The organism is Labrenzia sp. THAF187b (assembly GCF_009363375.1).
Lineage (GTDB): Bacteria > Pseudomonadota > Alphaproteobacteria > Rhizobiales > Stappiaceae > Roseibium > Roseibium algicola.
The window spans coordinates 2328658-2343770 of sequence record NZ_CP045344.1 but is presented as its reverse complement, the minus strand read 5'-3'; the positions used below and the strand labels follow the sequence as shown (position 1 = coordinate 2343770).

The following is a 15113-nucleotide window of genomic DNA, read 5'->3' as shown; positions in this document are numbered from 1 at the left end:
ATAGTTAACGCGACGATACGTCAGGATTCGCGAATAAATGCTTAATCGCTATGCAGAGCTGGATGTAACCGACAAGACCTTGTCTTATAAATACTACGTAAACTATTCGGGATCGGTAAACAGTCCCATTTGCGGAGCATCCGGTCTGGATGGGGCCGCGAGACCCAGGTGTTCGAACGCCATCGGCGTCAGGATACGTCCCCTTGGCGTCCGCTGCAGAAATCCGTTCTGGATGAGGTAGGGTTCGACGATCTCCTCGATCGCATCACGAGGCTCGGAAAGTGCTGCCGCAATGGTCTCGATCCCGACAGGCCCACCACCGAAATTCACCGCGATCTGGCTCAGGTAGCGACGGTCTAGACTGTCGAGCCCGGCACCATCGACCTCCAGCTGCAGAAGCGCCCTGTCGGCGAGTTCCCTGTCGACCCGCTCGACGCCGGCGACAATGGCAAAATCCCTTACCCGCCGCAGCAGTCGCCCGGCGATACGCGGTGTTCCACGGGAGCGTTTGGCAATCTCGCGGGCACCGTCTTCAACCATGCCGATGCCGAGAATGGCGGCGCCACGCTTGACGATGTGCTCCAGCTCCGGAACCGTATAGAACTGCAGCCTGACCGGAATGCCGAAGCGATCGCGCAGCGGAGTGGTCAAGAGGCCCAGCCGCGTCGTCGCTGCAACGAGCGTGAACTTCGCCAGGTCGATCTTGACTGAACGCGCAGCCGGTCCTTCACCGATGATCAGGTCGAGCTGGAAGTCTTCCATCGCCGGATAAAGCACTTCCTCGACTGCCGGATTGAGCCGGTGGATCTCGTCGATGAAGAGGACGTCGCGCTCTTCCAGGTTGGTCAGAAGGGCCGCAAGGTCGCCCGCCTTGGCAATGACAGGACCGGAGGTCGCCCGGAAATTGACCCCCAGTTCGCGTGCCATGATCTGCGCCAGCGTCGTCTTGCCGAGACCGGGAGGCCCGACGAACAGGACATGATCCAGCGCCTCACCCCGCGCCTTCGCCGCACCGATAAAGACCTTCAGATTGGCGCGCGCCTGGGCCTGACCGACAAAATCATCCAGCACCTGGGGGCGCATGGTTGAATCGATCTCGTCCCCCCGGATTTCCGGCGTCACGATGCGAGTGTCATCCGACATGGCTTACGACCACAAACAGCAACACCAGAAGAGCCAGGGAATAGGCCACCCGGAGTGCATAGAATTTCTTGAACTGGCGCAGGACAAACGGGTCGTCCGACTCCACACGGCGTCCGTTGACGGTAAACGGACGATCCCCCACCGAGGCACTGAAGCGGTGATCGAGGTACATGATACCGCCGATCCCCAGAACCACGAACACGACGGCAATGATGCCATAGGTAACGGCGATCATCCGGCCAATTCCTTCAAGCCAAGGCGGATCAGCGTTTCCGTGGTCGCGTCCTCACCGACTGACTGCAAGGCCTTTGCGACGGCGCCACTCGCCTGCGCCTGTGCATACCCCAGATTGGTGAGCGCCGAAACCGCCTCGGCCACCGGCCGGGCAGCCACGTTGTCGGCAACGTTCTGGGAAACCGCTATCGTGCCCTGGTCCACTGTGGCAAGTCCCGGTGCCTTGTCCTTGAGTTCGGCAATGATGCGCTCGGCAACACGCTTGCCGACACCAGGCGCCCGCGAAATCGTTGCCTTGTCGCCAAGAGCAATCGCGTTGGCGACTTCACTTGCCTTCAAGATCCCCAGAATGCCCAGCGCCACCTTGGCGCCGACACCCTGCACGGTCATCAGGATACGGAACCATTCGCGCTCCGCCTCTACCCCGAAGCCATAGAGCCGGATCATGTCCTCACGGACGATTGTCTCTATGAAAAGGACAGCCGCTTCACCTGCGCGCGGCAGACCCTGCAGAATGCGCGAGGGACAATGGACCTGATAGCCCACCCCGTGCACATCCAGGATCACGTGATCCTCGCCATAGCTGTCGATGGTGCCTTTCAGCTTGCCGATCATATTGCCCCCATGGCGGCAAGCCGCGCTGTACTGTTGGACCGGTGCTGCGCATGGCAAATGGCAATTGCCAGTGCATCGGCGGCATCGTCCGAATTGAAAGTGGCCCGCGGCATCAGAACCTTGACCATGGCCCGGATCTGTTCCTTTTCCGCATGACCGGTCCCGACCACCGTCTTCTTGACGAGGTTCGGCGCATATTCGGCAACCGGAAGTCCGGCGAGCGATGGCACCAGCAGAGCGATCCCGCGTGCCTGCCCGAGCTTCAGAGTAGCTCCCGCATCCTTGTTGACGAACGTATGTTCAACCGCGGCTTCGGACGGTTCATGCTGGCGCACGACTTCGCTGAGGCCGTCATGCAGCTGCACCAGGCGCTCGGCCAGGCTCTTCTTGTTGTCGGAGGTTACCGTACCGGAAGCGATGAAGGACAGGCGATTTCCCGTCGCCTCGATCATGCCCCAGCCGGTACGCCGCAGCCCCGGGTCGATGCCCAGCAAACGAATCGCGTGTATCATGGAACAAATCGGTAACAAAACTTCCCCGTTGACGCCAGCCAAAGCGCGGCTTACCACCGGAAAGCCTGTCAAAAACACCTCACAACGTGTTTAATCCGGCCTTGCCCCTACCGGCAGGCCACCTCCCCCGCCAAGGCTCGCCATCTGCCGGGCCAATCCCTTGTTGATCCCGTCCGCTCCGCGAGTTCCCATGGCCGACATCTTCAGCTCCTTTCCGCCCGGCCTTCTGGTGTTCCTCGCCGTGGTCCTGTTTGTGGCCGGTTGCGTGCGCGGGTTTGCAGGGTTCGGTGCGGGAATGATCTTCATGCCGGTGGCCGCCAGCGTCATGCTGCCGTCAACCGCGGCTGCCACCTTTCTGTTCATCGACGGCATTGTCGCACTGCCTTTGGTGGTCAGGGCGCTCAGGCTGTGCAACTGGTCGACAGTGCTTCCCGCGGTCGTTGGTGCCGTGGTCTTTGTTCACGTCGGCGCCTGGCTTCTGGCCAACGCGGACGTGCTGGTTCTACGCTGGACGATCTTTGCAATCGTGACCGGACTGCTACTGCTGCTGGTGTCCGGCTGGCGCTATGAACGCAAACCCTCCAGGCCGGTGTCGCTTGGAGTTGGCGCAGTTGCGGGCATCCTCGGCGGCATCTCGCAGATCTCCGGCCCGCCAGTGGTTGCCTTCTGGCTCTCCAGCGCCAAGGAACCGGCAATCGTCCGTGCCAACCTGATCGTGTTCTTCGCGCTCGCGAGTATCGGAACCTTCGTTGCCTATATCTTCAACGGCTTCTTCACGCTGGAAGTGTTCCACCTCCTGATCATGGCGATCCCCGTCTATGCCCTTGCGATCTATCTCGGCTCCAACGGCTTCAAGCACGCCGACCCGAAACTCTATCGCAAGCTCGCCTATGGCCTGATCGCCCTCGCCGCCCTCTCCAGCATGCCCCTGCTGGATCCGCTTTTCCGGTAGGCGGTTCTTGGCGTTATGTTAGTGTGGAGGAACACCCAGACACCCTCATCCTGAGGAAGCGCAAAGCGGCGTCTCGAAGGATGGGCCTCTTGTTCCGGAGTATGTAGCCCATCCTTCGAGACAGCGCTTTGCGCTTCCTCAGGATGAGGTTGAGTGTGGCTAGGGCCATCCGATCAACTTGGCAAAAACCGTCCCAAAAACGCGGTGCAAACCCTATTCGGCCAAAGGCTTTTCCTGCAGCTTCTCCTGCCATTTGGCACATTTTTCCGCCATCAGCCGCGTGAGTTCCGCCTCGAACTCTTCCCTGCTTGAAGAAGCCTGCGCCAGAACGCTCATCGCCACGATCGCAGCATCGGCGGCTTCTTCACGGACATCTGCCAGCGTCTGGTTCTTGTATTCGCTGCCCGGCGCCTTCGTTGCCGAAAGAACGGCCTGCGCCAGCTCTCCGGCTTCCTCCGCCAGCTTCAGCGCACGCTCCTGCAAGGTTTTCGGGTCTTTCTGCGTCAGGTCGAAGATATTGAACATGCGATCGGTCTCCTTGGTTCAAGGAAGGCGCGAGCCTCAGGAACGCCAAAACAAAAACCCCGGCAGGGCCGGGGTTTTCAGATCCATATCCTGTGTTACTCAGGAAGCCAGAGAGGCCATGGTTTCTTCGTCGACGTCGAAGTTGGAGTAGACGTTCTGGACGTCGTCGTCGTCTTCCAGCATGTCGATGAGTTTCATCATAGTCTGGGCCTTGTCCGCATTGACCGGCGTCAGGTTCTGCGGCTTCCAGATGATCTTGGTCGAATCCGCTTCGCCCAGTGCCTGTTCCAGAGCGGCAGAGACATCGTTCAGATCTTCAAAGGCGGTGTAGATCGTGTGACCGCTCTCGTCGGACTGAACGTCTTCCGCGCCGGCTTCGATCGCAGCTTCCAGAACCGCATCGGCTTCACCGGCTTCCGGCTTGTAGATAATTTCGCCAACACGGTCGAACATGAAGGAGACCGAGCCCGTTTCCCCCAGCGACCCACCGCATTTGGTGAAATAGGAGCGGATGTTGGAGGCGGACCGGTTGCGGTTGTCGGTCAGGGCTTCGACGACCACGGCAACACCTGCCGGGCCGTAGCCTTCGTAACGGACTTCCTCGTAGTTGTCGTCATCGCCGGACTGGGACTTGTTGATCGCCCGCTGGATGTTTTCCTTCGGCATGGACTGGGCCTTGGCGTTCTGGACGGCAAGGCGCAGGCGCGGGTTCGCGTCCGGATCCGGGTCGCCCATCTTCGCGGCGACGGTAATTTCCTTGGACAGCTTGGAGAACATCTTGGAGCGGGCCGCGTCCTGGCGTCCCTTGCGGTGCATGATGTTCTTGAATTTTGAATGGCCTGCCATGGCTCTTCTCGGTTCTTTACAGGTGATGTCAGTGAAAACTGCGCCGCTTATAGGCAAGTTGACCCGGAAAATCCAGCGCAGAGAAATTCTCGGCCGTGGTCAGGCCCCGTTCGGCCAGAAGGACGGGATCACAGGCTCCAGCCGGCCACCTATGCGAAGCGGCGCAACCCGCTCGGCAAGCCCGGTCCGATCGTCCGTCTCGATGGCGACACCGCAGATGGTCGGATCGCCTGTAGCCGGTGTGAACCGGGAGCTTGGTATCTTGCGCTGGAACCGGTTGACCGGCTCTTCCTTGTCCATGCCCAACACGCTGTCATAAGCACCGCACATGCCCGCGTCGGACATGTAGGCCGTGCCGTTTTCCAGGATCTGGTGATCGGCCGTCGGCACATGGGTGTGCGTTCCGACAACGAGACTGACCCGGCCATCCAGGAAGTGGCCCATGGCCTGTTTCTCGCTGGTGGCTTCCGCATGCATGTCGACGATGATGGCATCGGCCACATCGCCAAGCGGACACCCGTTGATGACGTTGTCGATGGCGGCAAAGGGATCGTCGAGCGCATCCATGTAAACGCGGCCCATCACATTGGCCACCATCACCCTTGCGCCGTTTCTGGCCGTGAAGAGGTGGGCGCCGCGCCCCGGCGTTCCGGAGGGATAGTTGACCGGGCGAAGCAACCTGTCCTGTCGCTCGATATAGACCAGGGTGTCACGCTGGTCCCAGACGTGGTTGCCGGTGGTCACGACGTCGGCACCCGCATCCAGAACGTCCTGCAGGATCGTCTCGGTAATGCCGAATCCGGACGCAGCGTTCTCACCGTTGACGATCACGAAATCGAGCTGGTTGCTTTCCACCAGCTCCGGCAATTGCTCAATGACGGCGGTACGGCCCACGCGGCCGACAAGATCGCCCAGAAACAGAATACGCATATATCCTCACTGGGCGGCCTGCTTCGGCGATCACTTTCGCCGTCAGCCGAACGCCCGGTACCCCTGCTCGGTCAGAATCCCATTCAACGGCTTGTCATGCGCTTCCGCGGGGACGCGGTCAACCTCCTGCACGGAAAAGGCAAGCCCGATGCACAAAAGGGGGCCGGAGTGTTGCAGCTGCGCAATTGTAATGTCGTAAAAAGCCTTGCCGTAACCGATGCGCGTGCCTTTGCCGTCAAAGCCGGCAAGCGGCATCAGAAGTACGGATGGGCGCACTTCCTCGGCGGAGGGGCCGGGCTCGGAGGTGCCGAAACCGGCGGAAACCAGTTCCGTATCCCGCTCCAGGCGGCGAAAGATGAGGCTCGGGCCGGTCATCACGGGCAGGCACAGGGGGTGCCCAAGCTGGCGCAGGCGGTCCATCAGCGGGCGCGGGTCGATTTCGTCCCGGATCGGCCAGAACCCTGCAACAACTGCTCCTGCCGGCAGCGGCAGATCTTCGGCGTGATCGCTGAGCATCAGGCTGTGCTCGATCCGCTCCACCTCCGGCATTGCCTTGCGGCGGGCAAGCACCTGCTTGCGAAGACTGTCTTTTTCGGCAGCAATGGAGGAAAGGTCGGTCATGGGGCCTCGAATAGAATGGATCGGCCCGCGTCCTGAAGAAGAAACGCGCAGCCGCCCGACCGTTGGATTTGCAATCCCGGGAAACCTACAATGTAGGTGGGCGCCGTATGCAACGGACCACGGCCCAGCGCAGGGACAGCTCCCAAGGGAATGCGTAAGGCCCCGGGGATAATGTTCCTGACGTATCGGGCAGCCGCAAGTACCGCATATAATCCGGTGCGACGGCAATTACCAGTGCGGCATGGATTTCATCACAAACGAAGTTGCGGGCACTCTCCGTGGCCGTCTGGCCGGATCGGCAGTCGCCTCAGGCGTTGTCCTGGGCCCGCAAGCTCTTGGAAAGGCCGTCCGCAAGGCTTTCGATCCGAGCCGCGGCAGTATTGACGGCACGCGACAGCTCTTCCTCGTTCTGGCTCATGTTGTCGAGCGCAGCCACCTGCTGCTTCTTGGCATCGGCCAGCTGTTCTTCAAGCCGGGCGACCTTGCGCTCCAGTTCCGAAAGCTGGTCGGCCGCCATGATGCCCGCCATTACCGTCAGGCGCTGGTCGCCGATTTCGCCGAAGGCGCCTCGCAAGTCGTTGATCCAGCCATCGAAACGGGCAGCAAGGCCCATCAAGCGCTCTTCCTCGCCGTCATCGCAGGCCATGCGGAAGGACTTGCCGTTGATGGTAACCGTGATCTGAGCCATATGCGCCTAGCCTCCGTGCGCGTCTAGCACGCTGCGGATGGTTTCCATTGCCGAGACGAGCCGCCGGGAGACATCCCGGTTGGCCTCTTCCAGCCGGGAAGCCCGTGCTTCGCTTTCATCGAGTGAGGCTGCCAGTTGGGAACGGTCTTCGCCGAGCCGCTGCAGGTCGTCCTGCAGGGCATTGAGCGACCTGTCTGCATCAAGACGGCGCTGGACAGCCGCTTCGAGATTGCCGACGGCTTTGTCCAGCCGCTTTACCGCATCGGCCAGGCTGGTCTTTTCCATGCAGTCGACATCCGCCATTAATTACGTCGTCCCAATCGTTCTTCTGCGGCGGTCCGCCCATTCCTTCCTAGGTCAGACTGGAGATTTGGCGCTTTCGACCCTGGAGTTGCTGCTCAAATTACGGGCATTTCAGAGAATGCGCGGCAAAGCACGTTTCACGGCGAAAAAGCAAATCTTTGTTAGAGCGTCGAGCTTAGGCACCGCAACTTCTCTCAGTCAATGCCACCATTGGCAGAATCCTCAACTCTATAACGCGTGGAAGAAAAAATTCTTCCCCGGCAATGCCCTCAAAAGACCCAAACCAGCTTTATTGACTCGGGTGCCGTTCCTGATATTTGTCTGGCGCCTGTTCGAGATTGACGAATGTTAATTCTTGAGCAACGCACCTCAAAACAACCTTGCCGGGCTCTCTGCTTCGGCCAAGGGGGGCTCCAAAGCAAGCAACGGGACCACGATGACCGATCTTGATAAACACCAGCGCATGGCAAATGCGATCCGCTTTCTTGCCATCGATGCCGTGGAAAAGGCTAATTCCGGTCACCCCGGCCTGCCCATGGGCGCTGCGGATATCGCGACAGTTCTTTTTACCGAATTCCTGAAATTCGATCCGACATCCCCGAACTGGGCCGACCGCGACCGCTTCGTTCTGTCCGCCGGTCACGGCTCGATGCTGCTTTACAGCCTGCTGTATCTGCTGGGCTATGAAGACTTCTCCCTCGACGAGATCAAGAATTTCCGTCAGCTCGGCGCACGCACTGCCGGTCACCCGGAATACGGCCACGGCGCCGGTATCGAGACCACCACAGGCCCGCTCGGCCAGGGTCTCGGCAACGCGGTCGGCATGGCCATCGCCGAGCGCCTGCAGTCCACCCGCTTCGGCGAGGATCTTGTCGATCACTACACCTATGTGCTGGCCGGTGACGGCTGCCTCATGGAAGGCATCAGCCAGGAAGCCCTGTCGCTGGCAGGTCACCTGAAGCTCAACAAGCTGATCGTCATCTGGGACGACAACGGCATCTCCATCGACGGCAAGGTCGAAATCACCGATTCAACCGACCAGCAGGCTCGTTTTGCCGCCTCCGGCTGGAACACGCTCAGCGTCGACGGCCACGATCCGGTCGCCATTTCCGCAGCGATCCGCCAGGCACAGGCCAGCGACCGCCCGACCCTGATCGCCGCCAAGACCACCATCGGCTTCGGTGCACCGAACAAGGCTGGCACCGCGAAGGTTCACGGCTCGCCGCTTGGCTCAGACGAAATTTCCGGCACCCGTGCCGCGCTCAACTGGCCGCACGCGCCGTTTGAAGTTCCGAGCGACATTCTGGACGCCTGGCGTATTGCCGGCCTTCGCTCCGCACAGGCTCACAAGGACTGGCAGAAGCGCTTTGCCGAAGCTGACGCCGAGACCCGCGCCGAATTCGAGCGCCGCAATCGTGGCGACCTGCCGGCCGGCTTCACCCAGGCCGTTCTGGACTACAAGAAGAAGCTCGCCGACGAACAGCCGACCATGGCGACCCGCAAGGCTTCTGAAGCTGTTCTGGGCATCATCAACGAAGTTGTTCCGGAAACCATTGGCGGCTCCGCCGACCTGACCGGCTCCAACAACACCAAGACGCCGCAAACCGCGCCGGTAACCCCGGACGATTTCTCCGGCCGTTACATCCACTACGGCATCCGTGAACACGGCATGGCGGCAGCCATGAACGGCATGGCTCTGCACGGCGGCCTGATCCCCTACTCCGGCGGCTTCCTGATCTTCTCCGATTACTGCCGTCCGTCGATCCGTCTCGCAGCCCTCATGGGCCAGCGGGTCATTCACGTCATGACCCATGATTCCATCGGTCTCGGCGAAGACGGTCCGACCCACCAGCCGGTGGAACATTTCGCCGCCCTGCGCGCGATCCCGAACCTGACCTTCTTCCGTCCGGCCGACATCACCGAGACGCTCGAGTGCTGGCAGCTGTCGCTGGAAAACCGCGACGGACCGTCGGTCCTGGCACTGACCCGTCAGAACCTGCCGTCGCTGCGCAAGACCTATGAGGAAAACAACCTCTGCGCCAAGGGTGCCTATGTGCTGATCGACAGCGACGAAGACGCGGCCGTGACCATCTTCGCGACCGGTTCGGAAGTCGAAATCGCCGTCAACGCGCAAAAGGACCTGAGCACGGCCGGCATCGCCGTGCGCGTGGTCTCCGTTCCGTCGTACGAGCTCTTCGAAGCACAGTCAGACGACTACAAGGCCGCCGTCATCGGCAACAGCCCGGTCAAGATCGCCGTTGAAGCCGGCATCCGCATGGGCTGGGACCGCTTTATTGGTGCGGACGGTATCTTTGTCGGCATGACCGGCTTTGGCGCGAGCGCGCCTTACAAGGAACTCTACGAGCATTTCGGCATCACGGCGGACGCCGTCGTTGCAGCCGCCAAGGCAAAGCTCAGCGTTTAACCGAAATCAATTCCCGGCACCAAGACTTCCTCCTATGGTGCCGGGCCTACGGGCACATCAAGTGCTTTTCAAGTGACCACACTATGTGGTTTTTAAATCGGTTTAGCCCCTTCTGAGGCACACCGAAGATTGCGGGAGTGGATTATGGTAACCAAGGTAGCAATCAATGGATTTGGACGCATCGGCCGCAACGTGCTGCGTGCGATCATCGAATCCGGCCGCACCGACATTGAAGTCGTTGCGATCAACGATCTCGGCCCGGTCGAGACCAACGCGCATCTGCTGCGTTACGACAGCGTGCACGGCCGTTTCCCGGCAGAGGTCAAGGTCGATGGCGACACCATTTCCGTAGGTGGCGGCAAGCCGATCAAGGTGACCGCGATCCGTGACCCGAAGGAACTGCCCTGGGGCGAGCTCGGCGTTGAAGTTGCCATGGAATGCACCGGCATCTTCACCGCCAAGGAAAAGGCCTCCATGCACCTGGAAGCCGGCGCCAAGCGCGTTCTGGTGTCCGCCCCGGCCGACGGCGCCGACAAGACCATCGTCTACGGTGTCAACCACGATGCGCTGACCGCGAACGACCTAGTCGTTTCCAACGCGTCCTGCACCACCAACTGCCTGTCCCCGGTCGCCTATGTGCTGAATGAAACCATCGGCATTGAAAAAGGTTTCATGACCACGATCCACTCGTACACCGGTGACCAGCCGACGCTGGACACCATGCACAAGGATCTCTACCGCGCCCGTGCTGCGGCCATGTCCATGATCCCGACCTCCACCGGCGCTGCAAAGGCCGTCGGTCTGGTACTGCCGGACCTGGCCGGCAAGATGGACGGTGTGGCCATTCGTGTTCCGACCCCGAACGTTTCCGTGGTCGACCTGAACTTCATCGCCAAGCGCGACACCACCGTTGAGGAAATCAACGAAGCCATCAAGGCAGCCGCAAACGGCAAGCTGAAGGGCGTACTCGGCTACACCGAAGACAAGCTGGTTTCCATGGACTTCAACCATGACAGCCATTCCTCGGTCTTCCATTGCGACCAGACCAAGGTCATGGACGGCACCTTCGTGCGCATCCTGTCCTGGTACGACAACGAATGGGGCTTCTCCAACCGCATGGCCGACACGGCCGTGGCGATGGCAAAGCTCATCTGATCCCTGCTTTCGAAAGACGCCGGTTCATCCGGCGTCTTTTTTGTCGGTATGGATGTCTTTCCGGCAAGGCCGCAAAAAACTTTCTCGATTCAGGCATAGCCCCGGGGCAAAGGTCATGTAGACTGGAGCTGCAGACTTGCAGTTCAATCCTGGAGACGCCGTCATGACCGCTCTACTGGTCATTCTTGGGTCGTTGTTCGCGGTTGGTTGCCTTGTGGGTTTCGGGTTCTACTGGCTCGATATGAAGAGGGACAACGAACGGTTCCCTTCAGATCAGGACGATGAGCCTGACATGGGCAGCCTCAATACCGATGTCTTGCGAAAGCCGGATTCCCCGGCTGGAAATTCCTGAGTCCAATTGAAGGATCCTGGCCATGACCACGCTGACTTTTCTGATCGTATTTGTTGTCCTGATCGGCGTCGGCTTCTATTTCGTGGAACGGTCGAAGGAACGCTCCGCAAGAAACACCAAACGGTCCTGGCAGCCGGATGTTGACGGCCAAAAGTCCGAAACGATGGCCAACCTTCAATCACCGCCAGATCGATAGCTCTCCCTGTTCGATCCTTATCCTTCCCGGAGTTCCCTGCTTGCTCGAACTGTTCACCGTCATTTCGCTGACCGTCGTGGTCGCAATCGTTCCCGGGCCCGACTTTGCCGTTGTCCTGCGCAATGCCCTCATCGGCGGACGGCTCGCCGGCATCATGACTGCGCTCGGCATCGCGCTGGCCCTCGGCGTACACGTCACTTACGCACTGGCGGGTATCGGCCTGATCGTTTCCCAGTCGATCCTGCTCTTCAACGCGCTGAAACTGATCGGCGCTGCCTACCTCGTTTTCCTGGGCGTCACCATGTACCGCACGGCATCTAAGGAGATGCCGGCCGACGGTGCCCTGTCCGGCATGTCGCCCTTCCGCGCGCTTCGCTGGGGCTTCTTCACCAACGTGACCAATCCGAAAGCCACCATGTTCGCCCTTTCGGTGTTTCTGCAGGTGACGTCTCCCGAAACGCCGCTCTGGACCCAGATCGGTTACGGCGTGATCATGGCGGGCGGCGTGTTCCTGTGGTTTGTTCTGGTGACCGTCTTCTTCACGCTTCCTGCCGTACGCCTCAAGTTCATGCGTGCCAAGCTCTGGATGGAACGTTCCTTCGGCATTCTCCTGACCTTGTTCGGCATCGGCATCGCCGTTTCCACCAACTCCAGCCGTCCTTGAAGACGGGCGATTTCCAACAGGTAAATCAATGGCTTTCAAAACTCTCGATGATCTGACTGACATTGCCGGCAAACGCGTTCTGGTCCGCGTCGACCTAAACGTGCCGATGGATGGCGGCAAGGTTTCCGATACCACCCGTATCGAACGTGTCCTGCCGACCATCCGCGAACTGTCCGACAAGAAGGCAAAGGTCATCCTGCTCGCCCATTTCGGCCGCCCGAAGGGCGCACGCGTTGCCGACATGTCGCTCGGCCCGGTCGCCCTGGCGGTTGCCGGCCTGCTTGGCAGACCCGTTGTCTTTGCAGACGACTGCATCGGCCAGGCGGCGAAGGATGCTGTCGACGTCATGGTCGATGGCGATGTCCTGCTGCTGGAAAACACCCGCTACCATGCCGGTGAAGAAAAGAACGACCCGGACTTTGCCAAGGCTCTGGCGGCCAATGGCGACATCTATGTCAACGACGCCTTTTCGGCGGCACACCGGGCCCACGGCTCCACCGAGGGCATTGCCCGGCTTCTGCCAGCCTATGCCGGCCGCACCATGCAGGCGGAACTTGAAGCCCTGGGCTCCGCGCTCGGCAATCCTGTTCGTCCGGTTCTCGCCGTTGTCGGCGGTGCGAAGGTTTCTTCCAAGATCGATCTGCTGGAAAACCTCGTTGCCAAGGTCGACATGCTTGTTATCGGCGGCGGCATGGCCAACACCTTCCTGGCCGCGCAAGGAACGGACGTCGGCAAGTCGCTGTGCGAACATGATCTGGCCGAAACCGCAAAACGCATCATGACCGCAGCCGACAAGGCGGGTTGTGAGATCGTCTTGCCTGCCGACGCCGTTGTTGCCAGGGAATTCAAGGCCGGCGCTGACAACGAAACCGTTTCGCTCGACGCCATCCCGGCGGACGGCATGATCCTCGATGTCGGCGCAGCATCCATCGAAACGGTGAAAACCAAGATCGATGCTGCCAAGACCCTGGTCTGGAATGGCCCCCTGGGCGCGTTCGAGATCGCCCCGTTCGACACCGCAACCGTTGCGGCTGCCAAGCATGCCGCTGCCAACACCAAGGCAGGCAAGCTGAATTCCGTGGCCGGTGGCGGCGACACCGTCGCAGCGCTCAACCACGCGGGAGCGGCTGACGAATTCTCCTATGTCTCCACAGCCGGCGGCGCCTTCCTGGAATGGCTGGAAGGCAAGGAACTGCCGGGGGTGAAGGCACTCGAAGCCTGACATCGAAGAGGGGTGAAATCTGTCATGCAACGCTGTTTCACCAACATCCTGACCGAGGAGGTCGCCGCAACGGCGGCCTTCTATCAGGACCTCTTGGGCCTGCAGCCGCAATTCGTGTCCGACTGGTTCGTAAACCTTGCCGACGCCGATAACCCGACCCTCGAGCTGGGCATCCTGAAACAGACCAGCGAGATTGTCCCAGCACGTGCCCAGCGCGCCACCGCGGGAGTAATCCTGACCTTTGTCGTCGACGACTGTTCAACGGTATACGAGCGTGCCCTGACACTCGGTGTGAACGTGGTCGAGGCACCTCGCGAAATGCCCTATGGCCAGATGCGGATGATTGTCAGAGATCCGGCCGGAACATTTGTCGATATCAGTTCGCCGGTTTAAAACTCGCCGGGTGGTAGTGCCGACCGCCTCAATTTAATTCGATCCGCAAATTAAATCTGCCAACACGATTTCCTGCAGACCCTTGTATTTTAATTGATTTAAGCGAAGCTGGCCCTCTTTAAATGGCCACAAATATTGTTAGAACCAGCGGGACTTGACGCACCGCAAAATAGGTGTCGTGATTTTTCGCGAACCTTGTCGGCTCATTGGAACCGGACCCTCTGGAGATTTTTGATGGCACGTATCACCCTCCGCCAGCTTCTTGATCATGCTGCTGAACACGACTACGGCGTTCCGGCGTTCAATATCAACAACATGGAGCAGGCACTGGCGATCATGGCTGCGGCGGACCAGACCGACGCCCCGGTCATCATTCAGGCCTCCCGCGGTGCCAGGTCCTATGCCCACGACGTGATGCTGAAGCACATGATGGACGCAGTCGTGGAAATCTATCCGCATATTCCGGTCTGCGTGCATCTGGACCACGGCAATGCTCCGCAAACCTGCATGACGGCCATCCAGGCCGGCTTCACCTCGGTGATGATGGACGGTTCCCTTGAAGCCGACGGCAAGACCCCTGCAAACTGGGACTACAACGTCGGTGTCACCAAGACTGTGACCGACATGTCCCATCTGGGCGGCATCTCCGTTGAGGGCGAACTCGGTGTTCTGGGGTCTCTTGAAACCGGCATGGGCGACAAGGAAGACGGCCACGGCGCGGAAGGCAAGCTCAGCCATGACCAGCTGCTGACCGACCCGGAAGAAGCCGTCAAGTTCGTGCAGGAAACCAAGGTCGACGCTCTTGCCATCGCCATGGGCACCAGCCACGGCGCCTACAAGTTCACCCGCAAGCCGGACGGCGAAATCCTTGCCATGCATGTGATCGAGGAAATTCACCGCCGCCTGCCGGAGACCCACCTTGTCATGCATGGATCGTCATCCGTGCCGCAGGACCTGCAGGACATCATCAACCAGTATGGTGGCCAGATGCCGCAGACCTGGGGTGTGCCGGTGGAAGAAATCCAGCGCGGCATCAAGAACGGTGTGCGCAAGGTCAACATCGACACCGACAACCGCATGGCGATGACCGGTCAGATCCGCAAGATCCTGAGCGAGAACCCCGGCGAGTTCGATCCGCGCAAATATCTGAAGCCTGCCCGCGATGCCATGCAGAAGCTGTGCATCGAGCGTCTGGAAGCCTTCAATACGGCCGGCCAGGCGTCCAAGATCAAGAAGATCGTTACGCTTGCCGACATGGCGAAACGCTATCAGACTGGCGAACTGGATCCGAAGATCGCCTGATTTTCGGCCGGACCGGCAGAGAAATTCTTTCACTT

At 60.1% G+C, this 15113-nt stretch carries 20 protein-coding genes and 1 other RNA gene; 10 read left to right on the top strand and 11 right to left on the bottom strand.

Annotation, left to right across the window (positions count from 1 at the left end; genetic code table 11):
* Positions 1-102 precede the first annotated feature (102 nt).
* From ruvB to ruvC, 4 genes are read right to left on the bottom strand one after another with little or no spacing between them, the layout of a single operon-like run.
* Positions 103-1143, bottom strand: a complete 1041-nt coding sequence (gene ruvB, locus FIV03_RS10840) for a Holliday junction branch migration DNA helicase RuvB (protein ID WP_023003445.1) — start codon at positions 1141-1143, stop codon at positions 103-105.
* Positions 1133-1378, bottom strand: a complete 246-nt coding sequence (locus FIV03_RS10835; protein WP_023003446.1) for a hypothetical protein — start codon at positions 1376-1378, stop codon at positions 1133-1135. Before FIV03_RS10835 ends, ruvB begins: the two co-directional genes overlap by 11 nt.
* The gene (gene ruvA, locus FIV03_RS10830; RefSeq protein ID WP_062487064.1) at positions 1375-1992 is read right to left on the bottom strand and encodes a Holliday junction branch migration protein RuvA; all 618 of its coding nucleotides are present in this window, start codon (positions 1990-1992) and stop codon (positions 1375-1377) included. Before ruvA ends, FIV03_RS10835 begins: the two co-directional genes overlap by 4 nt.
* Positions 1989-2504 carry a crossover junction endodeoxyribonuclease RuvC gene (gene ruvC, locus FIV03_RS10825; RefSeq protein WP_062487062.1) on the bottom strand — a complete coding sequence of 172 codons (516 nt, stop codon included), beginning with the start codon at positions 2502-2504 and terminating at the stop codon, positions 1989-1991. Before ruvC ends, ruvA begins: the two co-directional genes overlap by 4 nt.
* A 190-nt stretch (positions 2505-2694) precedes the next feature.
* Between ruvC and FIV03_RS10820 the strand changes: the two genes are divergently transcribed.
* Positions 2695-3456 (top strand): sulfite exporter TauE/SafE family protein, encoded by a 762-nt coding sequence (locus FIV03_RS10820; protein ID WP_152509554.1) that lies wholly within the window; start codon positions 2695-2697, stop codon positions 3454-3456.
* A 213-nt stretch (positions 3457-3669) separates the two neighbouring features.
* Here FIV03_RS10820 and FIV03_RS10815 read toward each other — a convergent pair whose 3' ends face one another.
* From FIV03_RS10815 to FIV03_RS10785, 7 genes are all read right to left on the bottom strand, one after another.
* The gene (locus FIV03_RS10815; protein WP_023003450.1) at positions 3670-3981 is read right to left on the bottom strand and encodes a MazG-like family protein; all 312 of its coding nucleotides are present in this window, start codon (positions 3979-3981) and stop codon (positions 3670-3672) included.
* A 99-nt stretch (positions 3982-4080) separates the two neighbouring features.
* A complete protein-coding gene (locus tag FIV03_RS10810) occupies positions 4081-4827 on the bottom strand; it encodes a YebC/PmpR family DNA-binding transcriptional regulator (RefSeq protein ID WP_023003451.1) in 747 nt (248 codons plus the stop codon).
* Positions 4828-4926: 99 nt separating this feature from the next.
* Positions 4927-5757 (bottom strand): TIGR00282 family metallophosphoesterase, encoded by an 831-nt coding sequence (locus tag FIV03_RS10805; protein WP_055661200.1) that lies wholly within the window; start codon positions 5755-5757, stop codon positions 4927-4929.
* A gap of 42 nt (positions 5758-5799) precedes the next feature.
* Entirely contained in the window at positions 5800-6378 is a 579-nt protein-coding gene (locus FIV03_RS10800) for a 5-formyltetrahydrofolate cyclo-ligase (protein WP_152509553.1), read from the bottom strand.
* Positions 6379-6422: 44 nt separating this feature from the next.
* Positions 6423-6577: non-coding RNA, 6S RNA (ssrS, locus tag FIV03_RS10795), on the bottom strand.
* A 108-nt stretch (positions 6578-6685) separates the two neighbouring features.
* The gene (locus tag FIV03_RS10790; RefSeq protein WP_023003457.1) at positions 6686-7066 is read right to left on the bottom strand and encodes a cell division protein ZapA; all 381 of its coding nucleotides are present in this window, start codon (positions 7064-7066) and stop codon (positions 6686-6688) included.
* A gap of 6 nt (positions 7067-7072) precedes the next feature.
* Positions 7073-7351, bottom strand: a complete 279-nt coding sequence (locus FIV03_RS10785) for a DUF4164 domain-containing protein (protein WP_023003460.1) — start codon at positions 7349-7351, stop codon at positions 7073-7075.
* A gap of 85 nt (positions 7352-7436) precedes the next feature.
* On the opposite strand from FIV03_RS10785, the gene FIV03_RS10780 reads away from it, so the two are divergent.
* The 9 genes from FIV03_RS10780 to fba all read left to right on the top strand — a co-directional run bounded on the left by FIV03_RS10780 (position 7437) and on the right by fba (position 15078).
* A complete protein-coding gene (locus FIV03_RS10780; protein WP_077291768.1) occupies positions 7437-7721 on the top strand; it encodes a hypothetical protein in 285 nt (94 codons plus the stop codon).
* 84 nt (positions 7722-7805) lie between these two features.
* Positions 7806-9794, top strand: a complete 1989-nt coding sequence (gene tkt, locus FIV03_RS10775) for a transketolase (protein WP_152509552.1) — start codon at positions 7806-7808, stop codon at positions 9792-9794.
* A gap of 144 nt (positions 9795-9938) precedes the next feature.
* Positions 9939-10949 (top strand): type I glyceraldehyde-3-phosphate dehydrogenase, encoded by a 1011-nt coding sequence (gap, locus tag FIV03_RS10770; RefSeq protein ID WP_077291767.1) that lies wholly within the window; start codon positions 9939-9941, stop codon positions 10947-10949.
* Positions 10950-11112: 163 nt separating this feature from the next.
* Entirely contained in the window at positions 11113-11301 is a 189-nt protein-coding gene (locus tag FIV03_RS10765; protein WP_023003469.1) for a hypothetical protein, read from the top strand.
* A gap of 22 nt (positions 11302-11323) precedes the next feature.
* Complete coding sequence (locus FIV03_RS31565) at positions 11324-11497, top strand: hypothetical protein (RefSeq protein ID WP_023003470.1); 174 nt, start codon at positions 11324-11326, stop codon at positions 11495-11497.
* A gap of 40 nt (positions 11498-11537) precedes the next feature.
* Entirely contained in the window at positions 11538-12161 is a 624-nt protein-coding gene (locus tag FIV03_RS10760) for a LysE family transporter (protein ID WP_152509551.1), read from the top strand.
* 28 nt (positions 12162-12189) lie between these two features.
* Positions 12190-13383 (top strand): phosphoglycerate kinase, encoded by a 1194-nt coding sequence (locus tag FIV03_RS10755; protein ID WP_152509550.1) that lies wholly within the window; start codon positions 12190-12192, stop codon positions 13381-13383.
* 24 nt (positions 13384-13407) lie between these two features.
* The gene (locus FIV03_RS10750) at positions 13408-13776 is read left to right on the top strand and encodes a VOC family protein (protein ID WP_075282841.1); all 369 of its coding nucleotides are present in this window, start codon (positions 13408-13410) and stop codon (positions 13774-13776) included.
* A gap of 234 nt (positions 13777-14010) precedes the next feature.
* Positions 14011-15078 carry a class II fructose-bisphosphate aldolase gene (fba, locus tag FIV03_RS10745; protein ID WP_152509549.1) on the top strand — a complete coding sequence of 356 codons (1068 nt, stop codon included), beginning with the start codon at positions 14011-14013 and terminating at the stop codon, positions 15076-15078.
* The last annotated feature ends 35 nt before the right edge of the window (positions 15079-15113 follow it).